The sequence below is a fragment of the Micromonospora sp. NPDC048842 genome (genome assembly GCF_040649935.1).
GTDB lineage: Bacteria > Actinomycetota > Actinomycetes > Mycobacteriales > Micromonosporaceae > Micromonospora > Micromonospora hortensis.
The window spans coordinates 39,063-64,040 of record NZ_JBEZGK010000027.1 but is presented as its reverse complement, the minus strand read 5'-3'; the positions used below and the strand labels follow the sequence as shown (position 1 = coordinate 64,040).

The window sequence follows — 24,978 nt, the reverse complement described above, 5'->3', positions numbered from 1 at the left end:
ACGGTCCGCCCGCTGTGGCTCCACGGTGGATGCCGCGCCGTCGGTGCTGCTCAGGTGCTCCGCGTCGTCGCCGGCGGGCCCACTCCTCGGATCCGCGCCGTGCTGACCGGGTCCGCCCGGCATCGCGTAGCGTCGCGGGCATGAGCAGGAGGAAACGGTGACCCGGATCGTGGCCGGGACGCTCGGTGGCCGGCGGATCGCCGCGCCGCCCGGCGCCGGCACCCGACCCACCTCGGATCGGGTCCGGGAGGCGCTGTTCAGTGCCGTCCAGGCCGAGGTCGATCTCGACGGCGCCCGCTTCGCCGACCTGTACGCCGGCTCCGGCGCGGTCGGCCTGGAGGCGCTCTCCCGGGGGGCCCGGCACGTGTTACTGGTCGAGTCCGACCCGCGGGCTGCCCGGGTGATCCGGGAGAACGTGGCGGCCCTCCGTGCCGGTCCGGCGGCCCGCCTGGTCACCGGCAAGGTGGCGACGGTGCTGGCCGCAGGACCGGACGGTGAGCCGTACGACGTGGTCTTCGCCGACCCGCCGTACGCCGTGCCGGACGAGGAGATCACCGCGCTGTTGGCCGCGCTGGTCGATCGCGGCTGGCTGGCGCCCGACGCGTTGGTGGTGGTGGAGCGGTCCCGCCGCACCAGGGAGTTCGACTGGGTGGAGGGGATCACCCCCGAGCGCAGTCGTCGTTACGGCGAGACCACCCTTTGGTACGGTCGCCGATCATGAGACGTGCGGTGTGCCCCGGTTCGTTCGACCCGGTCACCAACGGACACCTCGACATCATCGGGCGGGCCAGTCGGCTCTTCGATGAGGTGATCGTCGGTGTGCTGGTGAATCAGTCGAAGAGTGGCCTGTTCACCGTCGAGGAGCGCATCGAGATGCTCCGCGAGGTGACCTCGTCGTACGGCAACGTGCGTGTCGAGTCGTTCCGAGGGCTGCTGGTGGACTTCTGCCGGGCCCAGCAGGCCAGTGTGCTGATCAAGGGCCTGCGGGCGGTCAGTGACTTCGACTACGAGTTGCAGATGGCCCAGATGAACATCGGTCTGGCCGGCGTCGAGACGCTCTTCATGCCTACCAATCCGCTCTACTCGTTCCTCTCGTCGAGCCTGGTCAAGGACGTGGCCAAGTGGGGTGGCGACATCTCCGCCCACGTCCCCGACCCGGTCCGTGAAGCCCTCCAGGCCCGCCTGGGCCCTCGCCGCTGAGCGGACCTGGCTCCCTCTCGCCCTCGCGATCTTGCACTTACGGTGCCTGCATCGCCCCTTTCGGCATGGTTTGACGCGACCGAAAGTGCAAGATCGGCGGGGTGGGAGCCGGGGGTGACTATGTCGCGACTCGCCGGGTTGGGGTGAGTGGGGCGGCGGTGGGGCCGGCACGACATGATTGGTGGCGCGGGGAACGGCCGTAGCCCGCATCATGGAGGTCGGCCGACGAACGACAGGAGTGAGGTAGCCGGTGGACCCGCTCGATCGCATCGACGAACTGATCGCCATCCTGGAGCAGGCGCGCTCCGTCCCGATGTCGCGCAACAACTGCATGGTCGACCGGGGTGAGATGATCGCTGCCCTCGATGAGATGCGTGCCGATCTCCCCGCCGACCTGCGTCGCGCCGCCGCGCTCCTGGAGGAGCGCGACAAGATCATGGAAGCCGGCAAGCGCGAGGCCGACCGGATCATCAGCGAGGGTGAGGCAGAACACGCCCGCCTGGTCTCGGTGAACGAGATCACCGTGTCGGCCGAGCACGAGGGTGCCCGGATCATCGGCGAGGCCCGCGCCGAGGCGCAGCGCCTGCGTGAGGAGGTCGACGACTACGTCGACACCGCGCTGGCCAACTTCGAGCAGTTCCTCACCCGGGCGCTCGCCTCGATAGAGCGCGGCCGGGACAAGATGCACGCGCTGCGGGAGATCGGCACCTTCGCTGGGGATGAGGCGGAACGCCCGCTACCCTTCTGAGCGGCACCTCACCAGCCGACTTCTCAGGCGGGCGTCGCCCCCGGTTCGACGGGCCGGCGGTCGCCCAGGTAACCTTTTTTGTCGGCCTCTCACCGGCCGGAGTCTAACTATGCCCAAGCACTCGCCATCGACACTCAACCCCAGGTCGCCGCTGGTCCTCGACACGAGGGACCTGCCGCGTCGCCCTGGCGCGTTGCGTGAGGTCCAGCGGGTCGTGCCGGCACCGGCGGACCTCGGTGTGGAGTTGATCGGCGTGCCGGAGGGCGCGGACCTCGACCTCGATCTGAGGTTGCAGTCGGTGTCCGAGGGCGTGCTCGTCTCCGGGACCATCACCGGTCCCGTCCGGGGCGAGTGCGGCCGTTGCCTGCGCGAGATCAACGACTCGATGGGCGTGACGATCCAGGAGCTGTACGCGTACGAGGACAGCACCACGGACGCCACGACCGACGAGGACGAGGTGGGCCGGATGCAGGGCGATCTGATCGACCTGGAGCCGGCGCTGCGGGACGCGTTGGTGCTCACGCTGCCGACCAACCCGCTCTGCCGGGAGGACTGCCCAGGACTGTGCCCCGAATGCGGGGCGCACTGGGACGATCTGCCGGCCGACCACAGTCACCAGCAGATCGACCCGCGTTGGGCGGGCCTGTCGCAACTGACCGTTACAGAGGAGTAAGAACCGTGGCCGTCCCGAAGCGCAAGATGTCGCGCAGCAACACCCGGTCCCGCCGGGCGAACTGGAAGGCGACAGTGGTCGCGACCGTTGCGTGCCCGCAGTGCAAGTCCCCGAAGCTGCCGCACGCCGCCTGCTCCGTCTGCGGCACCTACAACGGCCGCCAGGTTCTCGAGGTCTGACCTGGACGCCGAGTGACGCCCCCGACCCCAGGTCGGGCGGCGCGCGCATCCTGGCATTCGCCCGGTGCTCCGGCTCCCTCCGACGCCGGCCGGCCCAATCCGGCCGGCGTTCCGGTGGAGCCGGGCGCCGCGCGGATCGCCGTTGACCTCCTCGGCGGGGACGACGCTCCCGCCGTCGTGGTTGACGGCGCTCTGCGGGCCATGCGCGCCGACCCTGACCTGCATCTGCTTCTCGTCGGTCCGACCGAGGTCGCCGACGAGCTGATTGCTGCCCTCGATCCGGCGCAACGCGCCCGGATCACGGTGCGGCCTGTTCGCGATGTCGTCGGCATGGCCGACCATCCCAGCGCCGCCCGCTCCGAGAGCACCGTCCGGGCCGCTGTCACCGCCGTCCGGGACGGAACCGCCGACGCGCTTGTCTCCGCCGGCGCCACCGGCGCCACAGTCACCGCTGCCGTACTCGGCCTCGGCCGCTCGCCGGAGATCCGTCAACCCGCGCTGGCCGCCACCCTGCCCGCCGTGGCGGGGCCTGTCGTGTTGCTCGACGTCGGCGGCTCCCTGGAACCCCGCCCGGCCACCCTCGCCCGCCACGCAGTGCTCGGCGCCGCGTACGCGGCGGTGGCCCACTCGATCGCCGCGCCCCGGGTCGGGCTGCTCTCGGTCGGCACCGAGGCCGGCAAGGGCGACCGGGTCCGCCGCGCCACCGACCCCCTGCTCGCCGTCGAACCGCTGCCCGGCGGGGCGCGCTACGTCGGCCTGGTCGAGGGGTACGACGTGGCCCTCGGCGCGCGCGCCGATGTGGTTGTCACCGACGGCTTCACCGGTAACGTGCTGCTCAAGGCCATTGAGGGCGCGTACGCGATGGCCGGCGGCCCACCTGCCCAGGGCGGCGCGCCCCGCGCGGCGGCCCTGCTGGGCGTCGCGGGGACGGTGGTCGTCTGTCACGGGTCCGCCCGCGCCGACGACGTCGCCTCCGGCATAGCTCTCGCCGCCCACCTGTGGCGGCGGCGCGCCACCGATCTGGTCTCCGCGTTGCTCGACAGCGACGCCGCGACGGGTCACACCGACCGCTCCACCGACACCGAGGTACGCACATGAGCAACGACAAGCGGCGGCGGGCGTCCGTCGGTCACCTGGAAGCCGCCTTCGGAGTGAGCCTGGAACCCGAGCTGCTCCAGCGCGCGTTGACCCACAGGTCGTACGCGTACGAGAACGGTGGGCTGCCGACCAACGAGCGGCTGGAGTTCCTCGGCGACTCGGTGCTCGGCGTGGTGATCACCACGGCGCTGTTCCACAACCACCCGGATCTGCCCGAGGGGCAGTTGGCCAAGTTGCGGGCCAGCGTGGTCAACATGCGGGCGCTCGCCGACGTGGCCCGCGGTCTGGGCCCGGACGGGCTCGGCGCGTACCTGCTGCTCGGCAAGGGTGAGGAGACGACCGGTGGCCGGGACAAGGCGAGCATCCTCGCCGACACGCTGGAGGCGCTGCTCGGCGCGATCTACCTCCAGTACGGCCTGGACACCACGGGGATCGTCATCCACCGCCTCTTCGACCCGCTGATGGCCGAGTCGGCCGGTCGTGGGGCCGCACTCGACTGGAAGACCAGCCTCCAGGAGCTGACCGCGGCGCTCGGTCTCGGCGTCCCGGAGTACCGGATCGAGGGCACCGGCCCGGATCACCTCAAGACGTTCACCGCCTGGGTGGTGGTGGCCGGCATCCGGTACGGCGGCGCCGAGGGGCGCAGCAAGAAGGAGGCCGAGCAGCGGGCCGCCGAGGCTGCCTGGCGGACGCTCGCCGAGCAGAACGGCCAGAACGGCGACGACGGCCAGGGTGCTCGGGCCGGCGACGATCGCCAGGACCAGCCGATCGCTCGGGACGACTCGGCCGACTCCGACGAGCCGTTCGGGCCGCTGGAGCGCGCCGAGCGGGCGGCTCAGGCCGAGCAGGCCGACCACCTCGCGCAGGCGTTGCCGGCTGGGGGCGCCGACGGTCACGAGACGGGTCGGCCGCGTGCCTGAGCTGCCCGAGGTGGAGACCGTCCGGCAGGGGGTGGCCCAGTGGGTCGTCGGCCGTCGGATCGCCTCGGTCGAGGTTCGTCATCCGCGTGCGGTCCGCCGGCACGTTCCCGGCGACGTGCACTTCGCCGACGTGCTCGCCGGCCGGACGGTGCTGGACGCCCGCCGTCGCGGCAAGTACCTGTGGCTGCCACTGGACAGCGGTGACGCGATCGTCGGGCACCTCGGCATGTCGGGTCAGCTACTGCTCCAGCCACCCGGGACGCCTGACGAGACCCACCTCCGGGTCCGGTTCCGGTTCAGCGACGACGGTCCGGAGCTGCGCTTCGTCGACCAGCGCACGTTCGGTGGGCTCTCGGTGAGCGAGGGCGGCGCCGAGTTGCCCGACGAGATCGCCCACATCGCCCGCGACCCGATGGACCCGGAGTTCTCCGACGAGGCGTTCGTCGCGGCGCTGCGCCGCCGGCACACCGAGGTGAAGCGGGCGCTGCTCGACCAGACCCTGATCTCCGGGGTGGGCAACATCTACGCCGACGAGGCGCTCTGGCGCGCCAAGCTGCACGGCGGCAGACCCACCGACGCGCTGACCGGCCCGGCCGCGCAGCGTCTCCTCGGCCACGTCCGCGACGTGCTCGCCGAGGCGATCAGCGAGGGCGGCACCAGCTTCGACGCCCTCTACGTGAACGTCAACGGCGAGAGTGGCTACTTCGACCGTGCGCTCAACGCGTACGGCCGCGAGGGCGAGCCGTGCCGGCGGTGTGGCGCGCCGATCCGCCGTGAGGCGTTCATGAACCGGTCCTCGTACAGCTGCCCGCACTGTCAGCCACGGCCCCGGGGTTCCCTTCGGGGATGACCCGGAGCCGGCTCGGGGCGATGCCGGCGGGTCGCGGCGGGTCGCTCCGGGGTGGACCCCGGTGTACGCCCGGATCGGGGTTCGACCCCCGGCGAACGGACCCCCGCGCCCGGTCCGCTGGTTCCAGGGTGGGCCCGGGTCGATCCCCGATGTGACCGCCTCGTCACGCACCTAGCGTCAGCACCGTTGACAGGGGTTGACGTGACAGGGGGACCCGAGATGGGCAGAAGACCGGTGACGGTGCGGCTGGCGCGGTGGAGCGCCGAGCACCCGTGGCGGGCGATCGCGCTGTGGGCCGTGTTCGTGGCGGTGTGCTTCGTGGGCGGCAGCGCCGCCGGACTCAACGAGGCCACCAGCGGTGACCAGGCGATCGGCGAGGCGGGGCGGGCCAGCCTGATCGTGGACGCCGGTGCCTTCGACGACCCGGCCGTGGACAACGTCCTCATCACCTCCCGGGGTGGCGCGTTGGACCCGGCGGCGGCGAAGTCGGCGGCCGACGACGCGGCGGCCCGGCTGCGTACGGTCACCGGGGTGGCCGGGGTGGGCCAGCCAGTCACCGCGCGGGACGGCTCGGCGCTGCTGCTGCCGATCACCATGTCGGGTGATCCGGAGACGGCCTCGGATCGGGTGCAGCCGTTGCGCGACGCCACCGCCACAGTGCAGGCCGCGTACCCCGGGCTGCGCGTCGAGCAGGTCGGCGGGCCGTCGATCGGCCAGGCCCTCGACGACACCCTGGGTAAGGACTTCAAGCGCGCCGAGCTGCTCAGTCTGCCGGTCACCCTGGCGATCCTGATCATCGCGTTCGGGGCGCTGATCGCGGCGAGCGTGCCGGTGCTGCTGGCACTCTCCTCGGTGGCCGCCGCGATGGGTCTGTCCACTCTGGCCTCGCACCTGGTGCCCGCCACCGACACCACGGCACCGGTGATCCTGCTGATCGGCATGGCGGTCGGCGTCGACTACTCGCTGTTCTACATCCGTCGGGAGCGGGAGGAACGCGCCAAGGGGCGGTCCGGTCTGGACGCGGTGGAGATCGCCGCGGAGACCTCCGGGCACGCCGTGGTGGTCTCCGGCTTCGCGGTGATCATCTCGATGGCCGGGCTGCTGCTCGCCGGTGACGTGGTCTTCTCATCCCTCGCCATCGGCTCGATCCTCGTGGTGGCCGTCGCGGTGACCGGTTCACTGACCGTCCTGCCCGCCCTGCTGGCCCGGCTCGGCCGGTGGGTGGACCGGCCCCGGGTGCCGCTGCTCTGGCGACTGACCGCGCCGCGTACCGGCCGGCACGGCGAGCCCCGCACGCCCCGGCTGTGGCCGGCGGTGCTCCGGCCCGCGCTGCGCGCGCCGGTGGCGACGCTTGTCATCTCGGTCGGACTGCTGCTCGCGCTGGCCGCGCCGGCGCTCGGCATGAAGCTGAAGTTCCCCGGCATGGAGGACCTGCCCCGCACGACTCCGGCGATGCAGGCGTACGACCGGCTCACCGCCGCCTTCCCGAGCGCCGGCACCAATCACGTGGTGGCCGTTCAGGCGCCCGCCGACCAGGCCGACCGGGTACGCGCCGCACTCACCGGCCTCTCCACCCGGGCGGCCGGCGATCCGCTGTTCGCCCCGGCCGAGGCGGACGGCCCGAAGATCGAGGTGTCGGCCGACCGGCGGGTCTCGGTGCTGGACGTCCCCACCCCGTACGCCAGTCGGGACGACCGGTCGGTGCAGTCGTTGGAGAAGCTGCGCGGGGACCTGGTCCCGGCCGAACTGCGGGGCATCCCCGGAATCGAGTACGCGGTGGGCGGGAGCGTTGCCGACAGCGAGGACTACGCCCAGCACGTCCGGGACAAGTTGCCGCTGGTCATGGGCTTCGTGCTGGTGCTGACCTTCCTGGTCATGACGTTCACCTTCCGGTCGGTGGTGATCGCGGCCAGCTCGATCGCGCTGAACCTGCTCTCCGCCGGTGCCGCGTACGGCCTGCTGGTGCTGATCTTCCAGGGCGAGTGGGCGCAGGGACTGCTCGGCTTCACGTCGATGGGCGCGATCGTGTCGTGGCTGCCGCTGTTCCTGTTCGTGGTCCTCTTCGGACTCTCGATGGACTACCACGTCTTCGTGGTCAGTCGGATCCGCGAGGGCGTCCGGTCCGGCCTGCCCAACCGCGACGCCGTGTCGTACGGGATCACCTCGTCGGCCGGCGTGGTGACCAGCGCGGCCATCGTGATGGTCGGGGTCTTCTCGATCTTCGCCACGCTGAGCACCATCGACATGAAGCAGCTCGGCATCGGTCTGGCGGCGGCGATCCTGCTGGACGCCACCATCATCAGGGGAGTGGTGCTGCCGGCGTTGATGACCATGCTCGGCGACGCCAACTGGTGGGCCCCCCGCTTCCTGCGCCCACGCCCGGCACCCGCGCCCACCAACCCGCCCGCTCCCGCCCCGGAGCTGGTCCCGGTCCCCTAATCGCCGCTCCCTCACCCCGCCCTGCCTCGCCCTGCCCCGCCTTGCCCTCGCCCCGCCCTCGGCGATCTTGCAGATTCTGTCGCGACAAAGGGGGGCCAACCCGGCAATTCGACGACCGAAAGTGCAAGATCGCAGGGCAGGGCAGGGCAGGGCAGGGCAGGGCAGGGCAGGGCAGGGCAGGGCAGGGCAGGGCAGGGCAGGGCAGGGCAGGGCAGGGCAGGGCAGGGCGAGGGTGGGGAGGGTGTGGTGGGTCAGGGGAGTGGGCAGGGTTCGCGGGACGCGTCCAGCGTGCGGTCCTTGCGGATCGACGCGAAGCCGTAGCCGACGGTGGTGACACAGAAGTCGTCGGTCGAGCCGGTGTACTCGACGTGGAAGACCGGCTTGCCGGCGTCGCTGAACGGCAGCAGTTTGGCGCACTGGGCCAGCCGGACGCACTCCTCGTTGACAGCGAAGTCGAAGTCCGGGGCCAGCGCCGCGAGTTGCGGCACGTCGTTGACCAGCCCCGGGGAGAGGCTCAGCGAGCGGGCCAGTTCGGCCAGCCGGCGGTTGAACAGCAGTTGGTCGTCGAAGTCGAGCGGAAAGCCGGTGCGCGCCGCGTACCCGTCGGCGTCGAAGAGCGCCACCGCGCCGAAGCCCTTGCCCCGGCAGAGCCGGAACCGGTCGGCCAGCACCGGCCGGAGCGCGTCCCAACTCCGGATGTCCAGCCACCGGCTGTCGGGTCGACGCCCGGCCGCCCCTCGGACGACCTCCGGAAACCGGCTGGCGTCCGGGTCGTCGGAGCGGGCCGATCCCACGTTGACCTGGCAGATCAACCGGCGGTCCCGGGAGCGCAGTTCGGCGGTCTGTGCGGCGGTGGTGGCCACCGGGTCGAGCAGGAAGACGTGCGCGTCCACCGCCGGGTCGAGCGGGCCGCTGAGCTGCCACTGCCACTGCCAGTGGCGGGCCTGCGCCGCCGGCCACGCGGTGGGCGCGCCGGGCGGGGTCAGCGCGGGCCGACACCCGTACGCCGGCACCACCAGCACGAGAGCCAGGCTGGCGGACAGGACGCGGCGCACTGGGCGTACGGCGACGTGTCGCCGCGGCCGGATCCGCATCGGCAGCTCCCGGGTCCCGGGCGGCCGGTCGCCGCCCGCACCGGTACGCGGCCCCCACGCTCCGGCCGGACGTACCTCACCGGGTCAACGAGCGCGGGGGCGGGAACGACGCGCGGTCAGCGCGGCGCCGCGAAGACCTGCGTCCAGTACGGTCCGTTGCTGCTGGCGATGCCGACGCCGATCTCGGTGAACGCGCAGTTCAGGATGTTGGCCCGGTGGCCGGAGCTGTTCATCCAGGCGTCCATCACCGCTGCCGGGGTCTTCTGGTTCCAGGCCACGTTCTCGCCGTACGTGCGCCAGGTGTAGCCGACCCGGTCCAGTCGGGTGCCGGCGTTGCTGCCGTCGCTGCCGGTGTGCGACATGTTCTGGTTGTCGGCCTGGTCCTGACTGTGCCGCTGGGCGGCCGTCATCAGCTTGTCGTCGATGCTCAGCGCCTTGCAGCCGGCCTTGGCCCGCTCGGTGTTGACGAGGTCCACCACCTCGCGGGCCTGAGCGCTGACGGAGCCGCTGGAGCCGCTGGATCCGGTGGAGCCGCCGGTCCTGCTGGGCGCGCTGCTGCGCTCGACGCTGCGGCGTGACGCGGCGGTGCTCCGCGACGTCGCCGGCGTGGGCTTGACGACCTTGCTCGGCGACGGGCTCGGAGACGCCGGGCTGGGGATGGTTGACGGGGAGGGCGCGGCGAGGGCGTCCAGCGCCGGCTCGTCGGTCGGCGCGGCCGACGTGGCGAAGGAGTCGTCGACGGCCGTCGGCTGGGCGGCCCCGTCGTCACCGCCGGGCAGGGTGAGCGCGCCGACGCCGAAGCTCACGACGAGGGTGGCGGCCGCGGCGGCGCCCCCGATCATCAGCGGCCGGCGCCAGCGGCGTGGGGAGCGGTGACGTCCCTCGCTGGGCCGGTCGGTCTCGGCGGCGCCGCGCCAGCCGTCGGTGGTCTCCGGGTCGGTGTCGGTGTGCCAGCCGCCGGGCGCCTCGGAACGCCGTCCGCCTGTGGTGTCCTGGGTCGGGCGGCTGTCGCCCCAGTCGCCGGTCTCGCCCTCCGGCTGGTAGGCCCCCCAGGCGGCGGTGTGGGCGTCGGCCGCCTCGGCGGGGATCGCCGGGTCCGGCTGCCGGCCGTCGGTGGGCTGCTCCCGGTGCCATTCGTCGCCCGGCTGACCGGGCTCGTCGCCGAAGAGGTAGGCCGAGCGGGGCTCCGGGCGGTCGTGCAGCCAGGCCGGCTCGTCGGTCGGCCCTCCGGCGCGCCGGGGGGCGCCATTCGGGTCCATCGGATCGGTCCAGCCGTACACGCCTATGCCTCCAGGGGTCGGTTGCGGGCCGGGGTGACGCTACGGCGCGCCTACGACCTGCGGCAACGTGGCTAAGAAAGAGTTAAGGGGAAGTCGGACGCCAGGGTGCGGACTTCCGTGAATCCGGGCGTACAGTAAAGGCGTCCGGACAGAGAGTGTCCGTGCCTTGCGGCAGCCCCCCGACAAGTGGACAGGTCGACGTGGAGATGATCTACGGCCTGCGAGAACTTGACGAAGGAGGGGTTTGCGGCTCAATATATAGGTGTCGCCAGTCGCGCCCGGTCATGCCCAGATACAGCCTGGAATGACAGCCGCGTACAAATGGGCGCGCGTTGGCCGGCCTTTCCGGCAGCGCATATCAAGGAGTCAGCATGGCGAAGGCCCTCTACGGCCACGTAGGTGCAGCGCCCGACCGGCGTCTGCTCGACGAGGTCACCCGACTGCGTGCCAGGGTCCAGGCCCTGGAGTTCGAGATCACGCGTCTGCGTGCCGACAATGATCGGCTCGCGGCGGCTGCGGCGGAGGCGGACGATCTTCTCCGTCTGGCCGAGCCGGCACTGACCTGATCTTCACGCTCAAAGAAAACTGAATCGCACCACCGCAAAAATGCGCGCCGACACCTTCTGTGCCGGCGCGCAACACTGTCCGGCATCTTTCGGCGCCGACGATTCATGATCTTGTAGCGAGGCGTACCCGGTAACCGCGCTCACAGTTTCCGGAAAGGCATGCCGACGAATAAGCGATCATGAAAGGGCCTTGCCTTTCTCGCAGCCCGGCGAACAACAGCGCACCCACTGTCGACGCGACGCGGGGCGGGTCGCGTGCCAGGCCGCTCCCACCGCCGGGTTAGTCTGCGGGTTCACCCAGGTCCCCGCAGCCGGCGACGGTACGGCGGCCACCGGACGAGGATCGAGTAGGTGTATCTCAAGAGCCTGACGGTGAAGGGGTTCAAGTCCTTCGCCTCCGCGACGACGTTGAAGCTGGAGCCCGGGATCACCTGTGTGGTGGGCCCGAACGGCTCGGGCAAGTCCAACGTCGTCGACGCCATCGCCTGGGTCCTCGGCGAGCAGGGCGCCAAGGCCCTCCGTGGCGGCAAGATGGAGGACGTCATCTTCGCCGGCACCGCCGGCCGGGCGCCGCTGGGTCGCGCCGAGGTCACCCTCACCATCGACAACACCGACGGCGCGCTGCCGATCGAGTACACCGAGGTCTCCATCACCCGCCGGATGTTCCGTTCCGGCGAGAGCGAGTACGAGATCAACGGCAACTCGTGCCGGCTGCTCGACATCCAGGAGCTGCTCTCCGACTCCGGCATCGGCCGGGAGATGCACATCATCGTCGGGCAGGGCCGCCTCGACGGCATGTTGCACGCCAAGCCGGAGGACCGCCGGGCGTTCATCGAGGAGGCGGCCGGCGTCCTCAAGCACCGCAAGCGCAAGGAAAAGGCGCTGCGCAAGCTCGACGCGATGCAGGTGAATCTCAATCGCCTGACCGACCTCACTGCCGAGCTGCGTCGTCAGCTCAAGCCGTTGGGCCGGCAGGCCGAGGTGGCCCGGCGCGCCGCCGCCATCCAGGCCAACCTGCGCGACGCCCGGCTGCGGCTGCTCGCCGACGACCTGGCCACCCTGCGGACCACCCTCGATCGGGAGATCGCCGACGAGACCGCGCTGCGCGAGCGGCGTGAGCAGATCGAGGGTGAGCACACCGAGGTGCAGGGCCGGCTCGGCGAGTTGGAGGCCGCCCTCGCGGAGGACGCGCCGCTGCTCGCCGCCGCCCAGGACACCTGGTACAAGCTCTCCGCCCTCCAGGAACGCTTCCGCTCGATCGAGCAGTTGGCCCGGGAGCGGCTGCGGCACCTCAGTGCCACCGGCGACGACGAGCGGCCCGGCCGCGACCCGGACCAGCTGGAGGCTGAGGCGGAACGCGTCCGCGAGCAGGAGGAGGAGCTGCGCGGAGCGCTCACCGACGACCAGATCCGACTGGCCGAGGCGGTCGAGCACCGCCAGGAGTTGGAGCGGCAGTTGGCCGCCGCCGAGCGCGAGCTGGTCGCCGCGGCCAAGGCCATCGCCGACCGGCGCGAGGGGATGGCCCGGCTCACCGGCCAGGTCAACTCCGCCCGGGCCCGGACCACAAGCGCCGGCGAGGAGATCGAACGCCTCGCGATCGCGCACGCCGACGCGCTGGGCCGCGCCGAGCAGGCGCAGGCCGACCTGGACGCGGTCGCCGCCCAGTCCACCGAGGCCGACCGGGACAACGCTGACCTGGACGCCCGGCACGCCGAGGCGGTCACCGTGCAGGAACGGGCCCAGGCCACCGTCCGATCGCTGTCCGACGCCGAGCGGGCCGCGGAGAAGGACGCCGCCACCTGGAAGGCCCGCGAGGAGGCCCTCGCCCTGGGGCTGCGGCGCAAGGACGGCGCGGGGGCGCTGCTCGCCCGCGCCGGGGACGTGCCCGGCCTGCTCGGCAGCCTCGCCGGGTTGCTCACCGTCGCGCCGGGTCACGAGGCCGCGCTGGCCGCCGCGCTCGGCGGCCTCGCCGACGCGGTCGCCGTCAGCGGGGTGGACGAGGCCGTCGAGGCGATGCGGCTGTTGAAGATCTCCGACGCCGGCCGGGCCGGCCTGCTGGTCGGCAGCCCGGCGGGGCCCGGTATGACCGGCTCCGCCGACGCGTTACGCCCGAAGCTGCCGGACGACGCCCGGTGGGCGCCCGACCTGGTGGAGTGCAGCGCCGAGCTGCGTCCGGCGGTGCACAGGGCCCTGCGGGACGTGGCGCTCGTCGACGATCTCGCTGCCGCCGCCGAGCTGGTCGCCAGCAACCCCGAGCTGCGGGCGGTCACGCCCGACGGTGACGTGGTCGGGGCGTACGCGGCGGCGGGCGGGTCGGCCAAGGCCCCCAGCTACATCGAGGTGCAGGCCGCCGTCGAGGAGGCCCGCGCCAACCGGGTCACCGCCGAACGCGCTGGCCTGGAGCTGCGCGATCAGTTGGTCGAGGCGCGCGCCGAGGTGACGGCCGCCAAGGAGGCCGTGCAACACGCAGCCGCCGAGAAGCGCGAGGCGGAGAGCCACCGCAACGCCGCCGCTCGCCGGCTGGCCGAGCTGGGCGCTGCGGCCCGCTCCGCGAAGGCTGAGACCGACCGGCTCGGCGACTCCCGGTCGCGCGCCGAGGCCGCCCGGCAACGGGACCTCACCGCGCTCGCCGAGCTGGAGGAGCGGCTACGGCTGGCCGAGGAGACCCCGGTCGACGCCGAGCCCTCCAGCGAGGACCGGGATCAACTGGCGGCCATGGTGCCGCAGGCCCGGCAGAACGAGATGGAGGTCCGGCTCGCCGTGCGTACCGCCGAGGAGCGGGTCTCTTCGATCGCCGGTCGGGCCGACTCGCTCACGCGGCAGGCCACAGCGGAGCGGGCCGCCCGGGAACGCGCGGCGGCCCGGCGGGCCGCCCGCGCCCGAGGCGCGGGCATCGCCCGGTCCGTCGCCGCTGGCGCCCGAGAGGCGTTGACCCGGCTGACCACCTCGATCGCGACCGCCGAGGAGCACCGCGACGCGGTCGCCCTGGAGCGCGCCGCGCGGGAGGCAGAGCTTCAGGAGGTACGCGGTGCCGCCAAGCGGCTCGGCGCGGAGTTGGAGCGGCTGACCAGCCAGGTGCACCGCGACGAGGTGGCCCGGGCGGAGCAGCGGCTGCGCATCGAGCAGTTGGAGGCGAAGGCCGCCGAGGACTTCGGGCTGGACGTGGAGACGCTGGTCGCCGAATACGGTCCGACTCAGCCCGTTCCGCCGACCCAGGTGGACGTCGCGGCGGCCGAACGTGACGGTCTGCCGGTGCCCGAGCCGGTGCGCTACGAGCGGCCGGTGCAGGAGAAGCGGGCCGCGAAGGCGGAACGCGAACTCGCCCTGCTCGGCAAGGTCAATCCACTCGCGCTGGAGGAGTTCGCCGCGCTGGAGGAGCGTTTCAAGTTCCTCTCCGAGCAGTTGGAGGACCTCAAGGCCACCCGTCGGGACCTGCTCACAGTGGTCAAGGACGTGGACGAGCGGATCCTGGAGGTCTTCGCCAGCGCCTTCGAGGACACCGCCCGGGAGTTCGAGCAGGTGTTCACAGTGCTCTTCCCCGGTGGCGAGGGACGGCTGATCCTCACCGAACCGGATGACCTGCTCACCACCGGCGTCGAGGTCGAGGCCCGACCGCCGGGCAAGAAGATCAAGCGGCTGTCGCTGCTCTCCGGTGGCGAGCGGTCGCTGACCGCGGTGGCCATGTTGGTGGCGATCTTCCGCGCCCGGCCCAGCCCGTTCTACATCATGGACGAGGTGGAAGCGGCCCTGGACGACGTCAACCTGGGCCGGCTGATCCTGTTGCTGGCACAGTTGCGCGAGAAGAGTCAGCTGATCGTCATCACGCACCAGAAGCGGACGATGGAGATCGCCGACGCGCTCTATGGCGTGACCATGCGCAGTGGGGTCACTCAGGTGATCAGCCAACGGCTCAACCGGGCCGACGAGGACGACCAGCGGCACGGCCGCGGCGAGGAGAACGGGTAGTGGCTCGGGAACGCGCGACGGCGCTCCTGCTGGACTTCGACGGCGTACTGCGCCGGTGGGACCCGGCGGTGGCCGCCGTTGTCGAGCGGGAGTACGGCCTCTCCGAGGGGGTGCTCGGTGAGATCGCCATGCAGTGGGGGCGGCTCCAGCCGGTGCTCACCGGCCAGGTCAACCACGCCGACTGGATGAACAGCGTGGCGGACGCCCTTGCCGAATCGGTGGGCAGCCCGGAACGGGCCCGCGCCGCTGTGGAACAGTGGCAGAGCTACCGGGGAGAGGTCGACCAGGAGGTGCTGGCGTTCGTCCGGGAGGTCCGCGCGGCGGGCGTCCGGGTCGGGCTGGGCACCAACGCCACCGATCTGCTCGACGCCGATCTGGCCGCACTCGGCCTGGTCGGCGAGCTGGACGTGGTGGTCAACTCCTCGGTGATCGGCGTGCACAAGCCCGCCCCGGAATACTTCAAGGCCGCCTGCGTGGCCCTGGCCACCCCGCCGGCCCGGGTCCTCTGCGTCGACGACGAGGACTGGGCCGTGCGGGGTGCCCGGTCCGCCGGGCTGTCGGCGCACCGCTGGGGCGGCCACGCCGACCTGCGCTACCTGCGGGCGGCCCTGGACTACTGAGCGCTCATTACTCGCCGGTGACGCCGTCGATGCGTTCCCGGATCAGGTCGGCGTGGCCGTTGTGCCGGGCGTACTCCTCGATCATGTGCACGTACACCCAGCGCAGGTTGAAGGTGCGCTTCTTCGCGCCGACCTCGGTGAACGTCTCGTCGAGGGAGTGGTCGGCGGCGGCCTCGCGGGCCAGCGCCACCTCGCGGTGGAAGATGGCGAAGTCGGCAGCGGCGTCGGCGGCGCTGACGTCGTGGTCGGCGTCCGGGTTCTCCGGGGTGAAGTACGGGTAGTCGACAGGCTCACCGGCGAAGCTCTCCCGGAACCACCAGGCCTCCACCTCGGCCAGGTGCCGGACGAGGCCGAGCAGGGTCAGCCCGGACGGTTCCACGCTCGGCGTCCGCAACTGCTCCTCGGTCAGGCCGGCGCACTTGAGCAGCAGTGTCTGTCGGTGGTAGTCGAGCCAGCCGTCGAGCATGGTGCGCTCGTCGCCGACGTACGGTTCGGGGGTCCGGGTGATCTCCGGCGCGATCCAGGTCATGCCGCGCATCCTGCCCGGCACGTCGGACATGCCGCGACGGGTTATCAGGGCACCACGACGACCGGCCAGCGGCCGGCGCGGACCAGCCGGGTGGCGACCGAGCCGACCAGCCGGTGTCCGGCCTGCTCGGAGGCACCGACCACCACCATGTCGGCCTGGAACTCGTCGGCCGCCGCGCACAGCTCGCCGTACGCGTCGCCGCGCCGAGCCAGGAAGGTCACCGGAATGCCCCACTGCTCGGCCCCACGGCGGCACTCGCGGCGCAGCTCGTCGGCCACCTCGTCCTGGGAGCGCTGGACCGCGCCGGCGTCCATGCCGGGCACCAGGGCGGTGAACCCGCTCGCCGCGCTGACGAATACCACCACCAGGGCGGCGCCCTGCCGGCGGGCCAGGCCGGCCGCGTAGGCACCGGCCCGCTCGGAGGTGCGGGTGCCGTCGACGCCCACCATGATCACCCGAGGCCCGTCCGTGCCGCGCTCGAAGGGCAGCGGTCGGGTGCGGGGGCCGTACTCCTCGCGGTCCGGTGCTCCCACGCCCATGCCTCTACCTCACCTCTGCTCGCCGGTACGGATCACTGGTGCGCCAGCGCCGGCGGCGACTGTCGATTCCCGCTCGACCTCGTCGGAAACCGGGTTGCCGTTGTGCTGGCGCAGCGGCACCTCCTTGATGAAGGCCACCGCGATCAGCGCGATCAGCGCGAACGGGGCGGCGGCCAGGAAGATGTCACCGGCACCGTGGCCGTACGCGCTCTCCACCACCGCCCGCAGCGGGCCGGGCAGGGTGTGCACGTCGGGCAGGGCGCCGCCGCTGCCGGAGCTGGAGGCGGGGATGCCGAGCTGGGCCAGCCCGTCGGCGGTGTAGTCCTTGACCTTGTGGGCGAGTACCGCGCCGAGGGCGGACACGCCGATCGCGCCACCCAGGCTGCGGAAGAACGCCACCACCGAGCTGGCCGCGCCGAGTTCGTGCGGGCCGACGGTGTTCTGCACGGCGAGGACCAGGTTCTGCATCGTCATACCCAGGCCGACGCCGATCAGCAGCATGTAGACGCTGAGCAGTGTGAAGCTGGTGTCGGCGCGAAGGGTGCCCATCAGCGCGAAGCCGATGGTGAGCAGCGCCGAGCCGATCACCAGGTACCGCTTCCAGCGGCCGGTCTTGCTGATGACCCGCCCGATGACAGTGGAGGCGACCAGCAGGCCGAGGATCATCGGCAGGGTCATCAGGCCGGACATGGTCGGGCTCTGACCGCGGCTGATCTGGAAGTACTGGCCCAGGAAGATCGACGCGCCGAACATGCCCACGCCGACCGCGATGCTGGCGACGACGGCGAGGGTGATGGTGCGGTTGCGGAACAGCCGTGGCGGGATCATCGGCTCGGCGGCCCGGGTCTCGACCCGGATGGCCAGCGCGCCGAGGACCAGCGCGCCGACGACCATGACGGCGGTCTGCCAGGAGGCCCAGGCGAACTGGTCGCCGGCGAGCGAGACCCAGATCAGCAGCACCGAGACGGCCGCGGTGATCAGTGTGGCGCCCCACCAGTCGATCTCGGCCTTTCGCTTGACCACCGGCAGGTGCAGGGTCTTCTGGAGCACGATCAGCGCGAGGATGGCGAACGGCACGCCGACGTAGAAGCACCAGCGCCAGCCGAGCCAGGAGGTGTCCACGATCACGCCGCCGATCAGCGGGCCGCCGATGGTGCCGACGGCCATCACGGCGCCGAGGTAGCCGCTGTAGCGGCCGCGCTCGCGGGGCGCGATCATCGTGGCCATGATCACCTGGGCCAGCGCGGTGAGGCCGCCGGCGCCGACGCCCTGGAGCACCCGGCAGGCGATCAGCTCACCGGTGCCCTGGGCGAGGCCGGCCAGCACCGAGCCCAGCACGTAGATCCCCAGGGCGAGCTGGACCAGGGTCTTCTTGCTGGTCAGATCGGCCATCTTGCCCCAGATGGGGGTGGTCGCGGTGGTCGCGAGCAGGGCCGAGGTCACCACCCAGGTGTACGCGGACTGGCCGCCGTGCAGTTCGGTGATGATCCGCGGCAGCGCGTTCGAGATGACCGTGGAGGAGAGGATCGCGACGAACAGACCCAGCAGCAGGCCGGAGAGTGCTTCCAGGATCTGCCGGTGGGTCATGGTCACGGCGGTCGCCTGGGGAGGCGCTGTCGCCTGGCTCATCGTTTGTTGCCTCCGAGCGGAGTCGATGTGGAACGGCGGGGCTGGTACGCACGGGCCGCCTGTGAGTTGCCTGAGGCAACCGTATGCCTTGGTTGCCTGAAGCAACAACTTGTCGGACCGGTGCCCTATTCCCCGGTGCTGGGCGGGCTGCTGCCAGGAGTTTCTGGCACGGGGCGGCTACTGCCAGGAGTCGTTGAACCGGCCGAGCAGCCGGGCGAACTCCTCGACGTCCCGTTCCGGCCAGCCGTCCAGAGCGCGCAGGAACTCACCCAGCCGGGCCGCGCGGGCCACGTCGAACCGACGCTGCCCCTCGTCGGTGAGGCTGATCTGCGCGGCCCGACGGTCACTCGGATCGGGGTCGCGGTGCACCAGGCCGAGGACTTCCAGGGCGTTGATCTGCCGGCTCAGCGTCCCCTTGCCCACGCCCAGCCGGGCCGCCAACTCGGTCAACCGGATCGACCCGCTACGCCGCAACCAGAGCAGCAACCCGTAGGTGTTCGGCTCCAGGTTCGGGTGTACCTCCCGGGCGATCTCCCAGGAGACCGCCCGGCCACGGCGCAGCAGAGCGGTCAACTCGTGCTCAACCGCCCGGATCGGCTCCGGCAGGTGCTCGTCCACGGCGTAGAGACTACGGCGCGGCCGGCTCGCCGTCGCCGGAGAGTCGACGCCGCATCACCGGGCGTAGGTGCCCGTCCTTGGTGGTGCCCTCGATGACCACGTCGGCCCCGCGCCCGCTGTGGGTCAGGGTGGCGACCGCGTTACCGAAGTACGGGCCGGCCAGCTTGCGCCAGCGCACCCCCGGCCGGCGTACGCCCGCCGAACGGGCCAGCGCCCGGGTGGCCCCGGCCGGGCCGGGCGACCAGCCGAGCCGCATCAGCGGACGGATACCCGCCGGCACCTGGTTGTGGATCGGCGAGCAGGTGAGCTGGTGCACCGGAGTGACCACCGCAGGGTCCCCGAACCGGGCCCGCGCCACGTACGAGTGGTGCACGTCACCGGAGAGCACGCTGATCGACGCCGGTGGGGCGTACGCCGGGCCGGCCCCGATGCGCGCGCCGGACTGCCGTGGCGTGCCGGTGCCGATGCGGGCGAACGTCTCGGCGAGCGCTTCGAAGGAGCGCCGGAACGCCGCCCAGTGCTCCAGGTCCAGGGCGCGGCGCAGCTTCTCCGCCCCGCGCGCCACCCACGGTCGGCGTGAGTCCGCCAGTTTCTCGTTCCACGCCTCGATGTGGTGGATGCCCTGCGGCAGCAGCCAGGGCAGCGAGGCGCCCACCACCAGGTGGTCGTAGACCCCGTGCGCCTGGTCGAGGAACCAGGCCCACTCGCCAGGCGGCAGCATCGCCCGGCTGTTGGGCTCGAGCACCCGGCTGCACCTGTTGTCCAGCATGACCAGCCGGGTCCGGCCCAGATCCAGTGCGTAGCTCCACTGGTACTGCACCGCGCGCCAGCGCTCGGTGTCGTGCGCCAGGTCGGACTCCTGGTCGACCCGGTGGCCGAACTCGCGCAGCACGCTTGTGGCGTCCTCGGCGGCGGCGACCTTCGCGAAGACCGGATCGGCGACGATCTCGTCGGGGGAGAGGTTGCCCAGGTGCTGGTAGACCCAGTAGGAGGCGAGCCCACTGCCGATCCGCTCCTGCCACCACGGCTGTTCGCGCACCTCGGCTCGCCACGCCGCCGAGGTGTTCCAGTCGTCGATGATCTCGTGATCGTCGAAGATCATCACGCTGGGCACCGTGGAGAGCAGCCAGCGGATCTCCGGATCACGCCAGGACTCCAGGTAGAGCTTGGTGTACTCGTCGAAGCTCACCACCTGGTCGGCCGGAGCGCCCTTCGGCCGCCGCCGCCGTCGACGCAGCAGCCGGCGCACGGTCGGCGAGGTGACGTCGGCGTAGACCTGGTCACCGAGCAGCACCAGCAGGTCGGGCAGCGGGTTCGACTCCGGGTCGGCCATCAACCGCCGGGCGTACGCGTCCAACGCGTCCGGCGGCAGCTTGCGGGTGGTGGCGTGCTGGGTGGTCTCGCGACACGAGCCGAAGATCAGATTGACCGGCTGGTCCCGGTCGTCGGCGGCCCGGGTGCGGATCACGCTCGGCGGGAACCCGCTGCTCGGTACCGGCCAGACGATCTCGTCGTCGACCAGTACCTCGTAGGTGGTCTCGCTGTCCGGCGCAAGGCCTTCCACCACCACGAGGGCGTAGTGGTGGTCGTACGCCGAGAAGGTGGGCGCGGTGCCGGTGGCGCCGCTGGCGGTGCGGACGGTGACCACGGCGGGCGCCGCCGTCTCCACCCAGATCGTCGCCCGGGTGTCCACCACTCGCCGCAGGAGTGGGCCGATGAGGAGGTGTGCGGCGGGCATGCGGCCGAGCCTACCGCCGGTCTCCGGCACCGGCCGGGTGCGGTGGCTGAGACTCCGGGCACCGCTCGGAGTGCGGTGGCTGAGACTCCGGGCACCGCTCGGAGTGCGGTGGCTGAGACTCCGGGCACGGCTCGGGGTGCGGTGGCTGGGACGCCGCCGCCGGCATCTGACAGGATTCCGGCATGGCCGAATATCTCGTCCTCGCTCTGGTCCTGCTCGGTGTGCTGATCGCCGGCACAGTCGGGCTGGTCGTGCCGCGATTGCGGCGGCGGCCCGAGCCTCCGCTGCCACGCACGGAGGTCGACACCAGGGCTGAGGAGGATCTCGCCGGCCCGCCGGTCGAGGCACCGGAGTCCGATCTGTCCACCGGCGTCCTGGTCGAGCCGCCGCCGGTGCTCGAACCGCAGGTCGAGGTCCCCGAGCCGACCGCCGGTCGGCTGGTCCGGCTCCGGTCGCGGCTATCCCGCTCACAGAACGTGTTCGGCAAGAGCCTGCTTGGTCTGCTCGCCCGTGACCACCTCGACGAGGACGTCTGGGAGGAGATCGAGGACAGCCTGATCACCGCCGACGTCGGGGTCGACGCCACCCGCGACATCGTCGACCGGCTCCGCGAGCGCACCCGGGTGCTCGGCACCCGCTCGGCCTCCGAGCTGCGGGCACTACTCGCCGCCGAGCTGGTCAACGCGCTCGACCCCAGCCTGGACCGCTCGTTGCGGACCGCCCCCAAGGACGGCGTGCCGGCGGTGGTTCTTGTCGTCGGCGTCAACGGCGCCGGCAAGACCACCACCTGCGGCAAGATCGCCCGGGTGCTGGTGGCCGACGGTCGCAGCGTGCTGCTCGGCGCGGCGGACACCTTCCGGGCCGCCGCGGCCGACCAACTGGAGACCTGGGGCTCGCGCGTCGGAGCGGAGACAGTGCGAGGGCCCGAGGCCGCCGACCCGGCCAGCGTCGCGTTCGACGCCGTCAAGCGCGGCATCGACACCGGCGTGGACACAGTGCTCATCGACACCGCCGGCCGCCTGCAGAACAAGGTCGGCCTGATGGACGAGCTGGGCAAGGTCAAGCGCGTGGTGGAGAAGCAGGGCCCGATCGACGAGACACTGCTCATCCTGGACGCCACCACCGGGCAGAACGGCCTGGAGCAGGCGCGGGTCTTCACCGAGGTGGTCAACGTGACCGGGGTGGTGCTGACCAAGCTCGACGGCACCGCCAAGGGCGGCATCGTGATCGCCGTGCAGCGCAAGCTCGGCATCCCCGTGAAGCTGGTCGGCCTCGGCGAAGGCAAGGACGACCTGGCTCCGTTCGACCCGGCGCAGTTCGTCGACGCGTTGCTGGGGACCGAGGCCACCGGCCGGGACGCGTAGTCTCGGGTGACCACTGACGATCGCGCGTACGCGGGCTGGCGTGACCCTGGCCATCCTTCGCAGCGCCTCGGGAGACCGTACGTGACTTCGCAGGAGATCCCGCTGCACGGCGGCAACGTGAGCACAGTTGTCCGCGTGGGTGACACGGTCCGGCGCAACGCTGGGCCGTGGACCCCGTCCGTGCACGCGCTGCTGCGCCACCTGGAGTACGTGGGGTTCACCGGCGCCCCCCGGGCGCTCGGGATGGACGAGCGCAACCGTGAGGTGCTGTCGTACCTGGAGGGGGAGTGCGGAGAATATCCGCTCGCCCCGCACTGGGTGACCGACGAGGCCCTGGTCACCGTCGCCACCATGCTGCGGATGTTCCACGACGCGCAGTACGGCTTCACTCCTCCGCAGGCGGCGGTCTGGCGCTCGTTCGGGCCCCCACCGCCGGACACCGAGGTGATCTGCCACCACGACGCCGCGCCGCACAACGTGATCTGGCGTCCGGACGGCACCCTCGGGCTGATCGACTTCGACCTCGCCTCGCCCGGAGCGCGGATCTACGACGTGGCGTACGCGGCCTGGACCTGGGTGCCGATCTTCGCGGACCGGGACTCGATCACGCTGGGCTGGAAGCACCCGGACCGGCCGCGCCGCCTCCGGCTCTTCGCCGACGCGTACGGGCTGATCCCCCGGGACCGGCACCGGCTGATCCGGACCATCCGTAAACGGATCGTGGACCACGTCGAGGGGATCCGGCGGATGGCCGCCGCCGGCGAGCCGGCGTTCGTCCGGATCGTGCACAAGGGCCACCTGCGTCGGCCGATGCGCGATCTGCGGCTGCTCGACTACGAGCGGCACACCCTGGAGAACGCCCTCCGCTGAGCGCCGGTCGGGCGATGCTCGGCCGGGTCCGTCAAGCGCACCGGTCGATGCCGTTGACCGGTCAGTCATCGACGATCGCCGTCCGGTCGATCCACAATCGTCCATGCCGATGACTGTGCGGAGTTCGTGACACGTCCGAAACAACCCGTCACGAAACGGAAACCCGCACGGGACCCAAAGTGAAACAGCCGGCCGCGAAGCTTCCGCGCAACCGGCCTACGGGCGACGCTGCCCCGGAAAGCCGCGAAGGAGGACTTCACCCTTTAGGAGGCCAGCGTGCCTGAAGCACCGACGATCGACGGCGCCAATACCACGTGGCTGCTGGTTTCGACCGCGCTCGTGCTGCTCATGACCCCCGGACTGGCGCTGTTCTACGGCGGCCTCAACCGGGCCAAGGGCGTACTCAACATGATGATGATGAGCTTCTCGGCTATCGGGCTCATCTCTATTCTGTGGTGGTTCTACGGATTCAGCGTCGCCTTCGGGACCGACGTGAACGGCTTCTGGGGCGACCCGGGCGCGTACCTCGGCACCAAGACGTTCCTCGCCGAAACCGACCTGTGGGGTGCCACGGCGGAGAACCCCAGCGGCATCGGCGTCCCGCTCTACGTGTTCATGGCCTTCCAGATGGTCTTCGCGGTGATCACCGTCGCGCTGATCAGCGGTGCCATCGCCGACCGGGCAAAGTTCGCCGGCTGGCTGCTGTTCGCCTTCGGCTGGGCCACCCTGGTCTATTTCCCGGTCGCCCACTGGGTGTGGGGCGGCGGCATCATCGGCGGTGACATCCACGCACTGGACTTCGCCGGTGGCACCGCAGTGCACATCAACGCCGGTGCGGCGGCCCTGGCCGTGGTCCTGGTCCTCGGTAAGCGGCTCGGTTGGCCACGTGAGGGCATGAAGCCGCACAACATCCCGCTGGTAGCGCTCGGTGCTGGTCTGCTGTGGTTCGGCTGGTTCGGGTTCAACGCCGGCTCGGAGCTGACCGTCGACTCGGTCGCCGGCCTCGCCTTCATCAACACCCAGCTCGCCACGGCGGCGGCGGTGCTCGGCTGGATCGCAGTCGAGTGGGTCAAGACCCGGAAGCCGACGATGGTCGGTGCCTCGTCCGGCGCAGTCGCCGGCCTGGTGGCCATTACCCCGGCCTGTGGTTTCATCGCCCCCTGGGCGGCGGTCCTGCTCGGCATCGTCGCCGGTGCAGTCTGCGCGCTCGCCGTCAGCCTCAAGTACAAGCTCGGCTACGACGACTCGCTCGACGTGGTCGGCGTGCACTTCGTCGGTGGTTGGATCGGGTCGCTCTGGCTCGGCCTCTTCGCCACCAACTCGGTCAACGCCGCGATCACCGACGTGGTGGGCGCCTCCGACGGCCTCTTCTACGGCGGCGGCGCGACCCAGCTCGGGCGGCAGGCCCTCGCCGGCCTGATCGTCACCGTCTGGTCGTTCGGCATCGCCTGGGTGCTCGCCTTCGTCATCGAGAAGACGATCGGCTTCCGCGTCACGGGTGAGGCGGAGGTCGAGGGCATCGACATCGCCGAGCACGCCGAGAGCAGCTACGACCTGTCCCCGGCCGGCGGCGGCACGGGCAGCGCGTTCGCGATGGCCGGCATCGGCACCCCCGGTGGCGGCGCGACGAGTGGTGCCAAGCCGGAGGCGGAGCCCGCCGAGCCGGTCAGCGAAAAGGTCGCCGGTTAACGTTCCTGGGATGGAGGGGTTGGACATGAAGCTGGTGACCGCAGTCATCAAGCCGTACCAACTGGACGCGGTGAAGGAGGCTCTGCACGCCCTCGGGGTGGCCGGGCTGACCGTCAGCGAGGTTCAGGGGTACGGACGGCAGAAGGGGCACACCGAGGTCTACCGGGGTGCCGAGTACACGGTCGAGTTCCTGCCCAAGATCCGGGTCGAGGTGCTCACCGACGAGATCGACGTCGACAAGGTGGTGGACGCGATCGTTGGAGCGGCCCGCACGGGCAAGATCGGTGACGGCAAGGTCTGGGTCACCGGTGTCGAGGAGGTCGTCCGGGTACGTACCGGCGAACGCGGCCTCGACGCACTCTGACGCGG

The 24,978-nt window shown here is 71.6% G+C and carries 23 protein-coding genes; 16 read left to right on the top strand and 7 right to left on the bottom strand.

Annotation, left to right across the window (positions count from 1 at the left end; genetic code table 11):
- The first annotated feature begins 157 nt into the window (after positions 1 to 157).
- From rsmD to AB0C19_RS28160, 9 genes are all read left to right on the top strand, one after another.
- Entirely contained in the window at positions 158 to 721 is a 564-nt protein-coding gene (gene rsmD, locus AB0C19_RS28200) for a 16S rRNA (guanine(966)-N(2))-methyltransferase RsmD (RefSeq protein WP_357190152.1), read from the top strand.
- Positions 718 to 1,200 (top strand): pantetheine-phosphate adenylyltransferase, encoded by a 483-nt coding sequence (coaD, locus tag AB0C19_RS28195; protein WP_030335289.1) that lies wholly within the window; start codon positions 718 to 720, stop codon positions 1,198 to 1,200. The genes rsmD and coaD overlap by 4 nt, the downstream gene beginning before the upstream one ends.
- Positions 1,201 to 1,450: 250 nt before the next feature.
- Positions 1,451 to 1,948 carry a hypothetical protein gene (locus AB0C19_RS28190; RefSeq protein WP_030335287.1) on the top strand — a complete coding sequence of 166 codons (498 nt, stop codon included), beginning with the start codon at positions 1,451 to 1,453 and terminating at the stop codon, positions 1,946 to 1,948.
- A gap of 109 nt (positions 1,949 to 2,057) precedes the next feature.
- Entirely contained in the window at positions 2,058 to 2,621 is a 564-nt protein-coding gene (locus AB0C19_RS28185) for a YceD family protein (protein WP_110562455.1), read from the top strand.
- Between the two features lie 5 nt (positions 2,622 to 2,626).
- Positions 2,627 to 2,800, top strand: a complete 174-nt coding sequence (gene rpmF / locus AB0C19_RS28180) for a 50S ribosomal protein L32 (RefSeq protein ID WP_030335284.1) — start codon at positions 2,627 to 2,629, stop codon at positions 2,798 to 2,800.
- 114 nt (positions 2,801 to 2,914) lie between these two features.
- Positions 2,915 to 3,898, top strand: a complete 984-nt coding sequence (locus AB0C19_RS28175; RefSeq protein WP_357190150.1) for a phosphate acyltransferase PlsX — start codon at positions 2,915 to 2,917, stop codon at positions 3,896 to 3,898.
- Positions 3,895 to 4,818: a ribonuclease III gene (gene rnc, locus AB0C19_RS28170; RefSeq protein ID WP_357190148.1), complete on the top strand. Its 924-nt coding sequence runs from the start codon at positions 3,895 to 3,897 to the stop codon at positions 4,816 to 4,818. Before AB0C19_RS28175 ends, rnc begins: the two co-directional genes overlap by 4 nt.
- Positions 4,811 to 5,668 carry a bifunctional DNA-formamidopyrimidine glycosylase/DNA-(apurinic or apyrimidinic site) lyase gene (mutM, locus tag AB0C19_RS28165; protein ID WP_238684613.1) on the top strand — a complete coding sequence of 286 codons (858 nt, stop codon included), beginning with the start codon at positions 4,811 to 4,813 and terminating at the stop codon, positions 5,666 to 5,668. Before rnc ends, mutM begins: the two co-directional genes overlap by 8 nt.
- Positions 5,669 to 5,887: 219 nt before the next feature.
- Complete coding sequence (locus AB0C19_RS28160; protein ID WP_357190146.1) at positions 5,888 to 8,107, top strand: MMPL family transporter; 2,220 nt, start codon at positions 5,888 to 5,890, stop codon at positions 8,105 to 8,107.
- A 251-nt stretch (positions 8,108 to 8,358) separates the two neighbouring features.
- Here the strand turns inward: AB0C19_RS28160 and AB0C19_RS28155 are convergent, their stop codons facing one another.
- A complete protein-coding gene (locus tag AB0C19_RS28155; protein ID WP_357190144.1) occupies positions 8,359 to 9,201 on the bottom strand; it encodes an endo alpha-1,4 polygalactosaminidase in 843 nt (280 codons plus the stop codon).
- Positions 9,202 to 9,317: 116 nt separating this feature from the next.
- Positions 9,318 to 10,460 carry a CAP domain-containing protein gene (locus AB0C19_RS28150; protein WP_357190142.1) on the bottom strand — a complete coding sequence of 381 codons (1,143 nt, stop codon included), beginning with the start codon at positions 10,458 to 10,460 and terminating at the stop codon, positions 9,318 to 9,320.
- Between the two features lie 392 nt (positions 10,461 to 10,852).
- Between AB0C19_RS28150 and AB0C19_RS28145 the strand changes: the two genes are divergently transcribed.
- From AB0C19_RS28145 to AB0C19_RS28135, 3 genes are all read left to right on the top strand, one after another.
- Complete coding sequence (locus AB0C19_RS28145; protein WP_007456482.1) at positions 10,853 to 11,047, top strand: hypothetical protein; 195 nt, start codon at positions 10,853 to 10,855, stop codon at positions 11,045 to 11,047.
- A gap of 351 nt (positions 11,048 to 11,398) precedes the next feature.
- Positions 11,399 to 15,013 carry a chromosome segregation protein SMC gene (smc, locus tag AB0C19_RS28140; RefSeq protein WP_357190140.1) on the top strand — a complete coding sequence of 1,205 codons (3,615 nt, stop codon included), beginning with the start codon at positions 11,399 to 11,401 and terminating at the stop codon, positions 15,011 to 15,013.
- Positions 15,013 to 15,633: an HAD-IA family hydrolase gene (locus AB0C19_RS28135; RefSeq protein ID WP_357190138.1), complete on the top strand. Its 621-nt coding sequence runs from the start codon at positions 15,013 to 15,015 to the stop codon at positions 15,631 to 15,633. The genes smc and AB0C19_RS28135 overlap by 1 nt, the downstream gene beginning before the upstream one ends.
- 7 nt (positions 15,634 to 15,640) lie before the next feature.
- On the opposite strand, the gene AB0C19_RS28130 is transcribed toward AB0C19_RS28135, so the two are convergent.
- The 5 genes from AB0C19_RS28130 to AB0C19_RS28110 form a co-directional block, all read right to left on the bottom strand.
- The gene (locus tag AB0C19_RS28130; RefSeq protein ID WP_357190136.1) at positions 15,641 to 16,162 is read right to left on the bottom strand and encodes a DinB family protein; all 522 of its coding nucleotides are present in this window, start codon (positions 16,160 to 16,162) and stop codon (positions 15,641 to 15,643) included.
- 44 nt (positions 16,163 to 16,206) lie between these two features.
- Positions 16,207 to 16,701, bottom strand: a complete 495-nt coding sequence (locus AB0C19_RS28125; protein ID WP_357190134.1) for a universal stress protein — start codon at positions 16,699 to 16,701, stop codon at positions 16,207 to 16,209.
- A gap of 9 nt (positions 16,702 to 16,710) precedes the next feature.
- Positions 16,711 to 18,330 carry an MDR family MFS transporter gene (locus AB0C19_RS28120; RefSeq protein WP_357190132.1) on the bottom strand — a complete coding sequence of 540 codons (1,620 nt, stop codon included), beginning with the start codon at positions 18,328 to 18,330 and terminating at the stop codon, positions 16,711 to 16,713.
- 177 nt (positions 18,331 to 18,507) lie between these two features.
- Positions 18,508 to 18,948 (bottom strand): MarR family transcriptional regulator, encoded by a 441-nt coding sequence (locus tag AB0C19_RS28115; RefSeq protein WP_238681244.1) that lies wholly within the window; start codon positions 18,946 to 18,948, stop codon positions 18,508 to 18,510.
- Positions 18,949 to 18,958: 10 nt separating this feature from the next.
- Positions 18,959 to 20,686, bottom strand: coding sequence for an alkaline phosphatase D family protein (locus AB0C19_RS28110; RefSeq protein WP_357190129.1), 1,728 nt, complete (start codon positions 20,684 to 20,686; stop codon positions 18,959 to 18,961).
- A 182-nt stretch (positions 20,687 to 20,868) separates the two neighbouring features.
- Between AB0C19_RS28110 and ftsY the strand changes: the two genes are divergently transcribed.
- The 4 genes from ftsY to AB0C19_RS28090 all read left to right on the top strand — a co-directional run bounded on the left by ftsY (position 20,869) and on the right by AB0C19_RS28090 (position 24,973).
- Positions 20,869 to 22,050, top strand: a complete 1,182-nt coding sequence (gene ftsY, locus AB0C19_RS28105) for a signal recognition particle-docking protein FtsY (protein ID WP_112603473.1) — start codon at positions 20,869 to 20,871, stop codon at positions 22,048 to 22,050.
- 6 nt (positions 22,051 to 22,056) lie between these two features.
- The gene (locus AB0C19_RS28100) at positions 22,057 to 22,920 is read left to right on the top strand and encodes an aminoglycoside phosphotransferase family protein (RefSeq protein WP_181518597.1); all 864 of its coding nucleotides are present in this window, start codon (positions 22,057 to 22,059) and stop codon (positions 22,918 to 22,920) included.
- Positions 22,921 to 23,196: 276 nt separating this feature from the next.
- Entirely contained in the window at positions 23,197 to 24,609 is a 1,413-nt protein-coding gene (locus AB0C19_RS28095; RefSeq protein WP_357190126.1) for an ammonium transporter, read from the top strand.
- 25 nt (positions 24,610 to 24,634) lie between these two features.
- Positions 24,635 to 24,973, top strand: coding sequence for a P-II family nitrogen regulator (locus AB0C19_RS28090; protein WP_172862163.1), 339 nt, complete (start codon positions 24,635 to 24,637; stop codon positions 24,971 to 24,973).
- Positions 24,974 to 24,978: the final 5 nt, after the last annotated feature.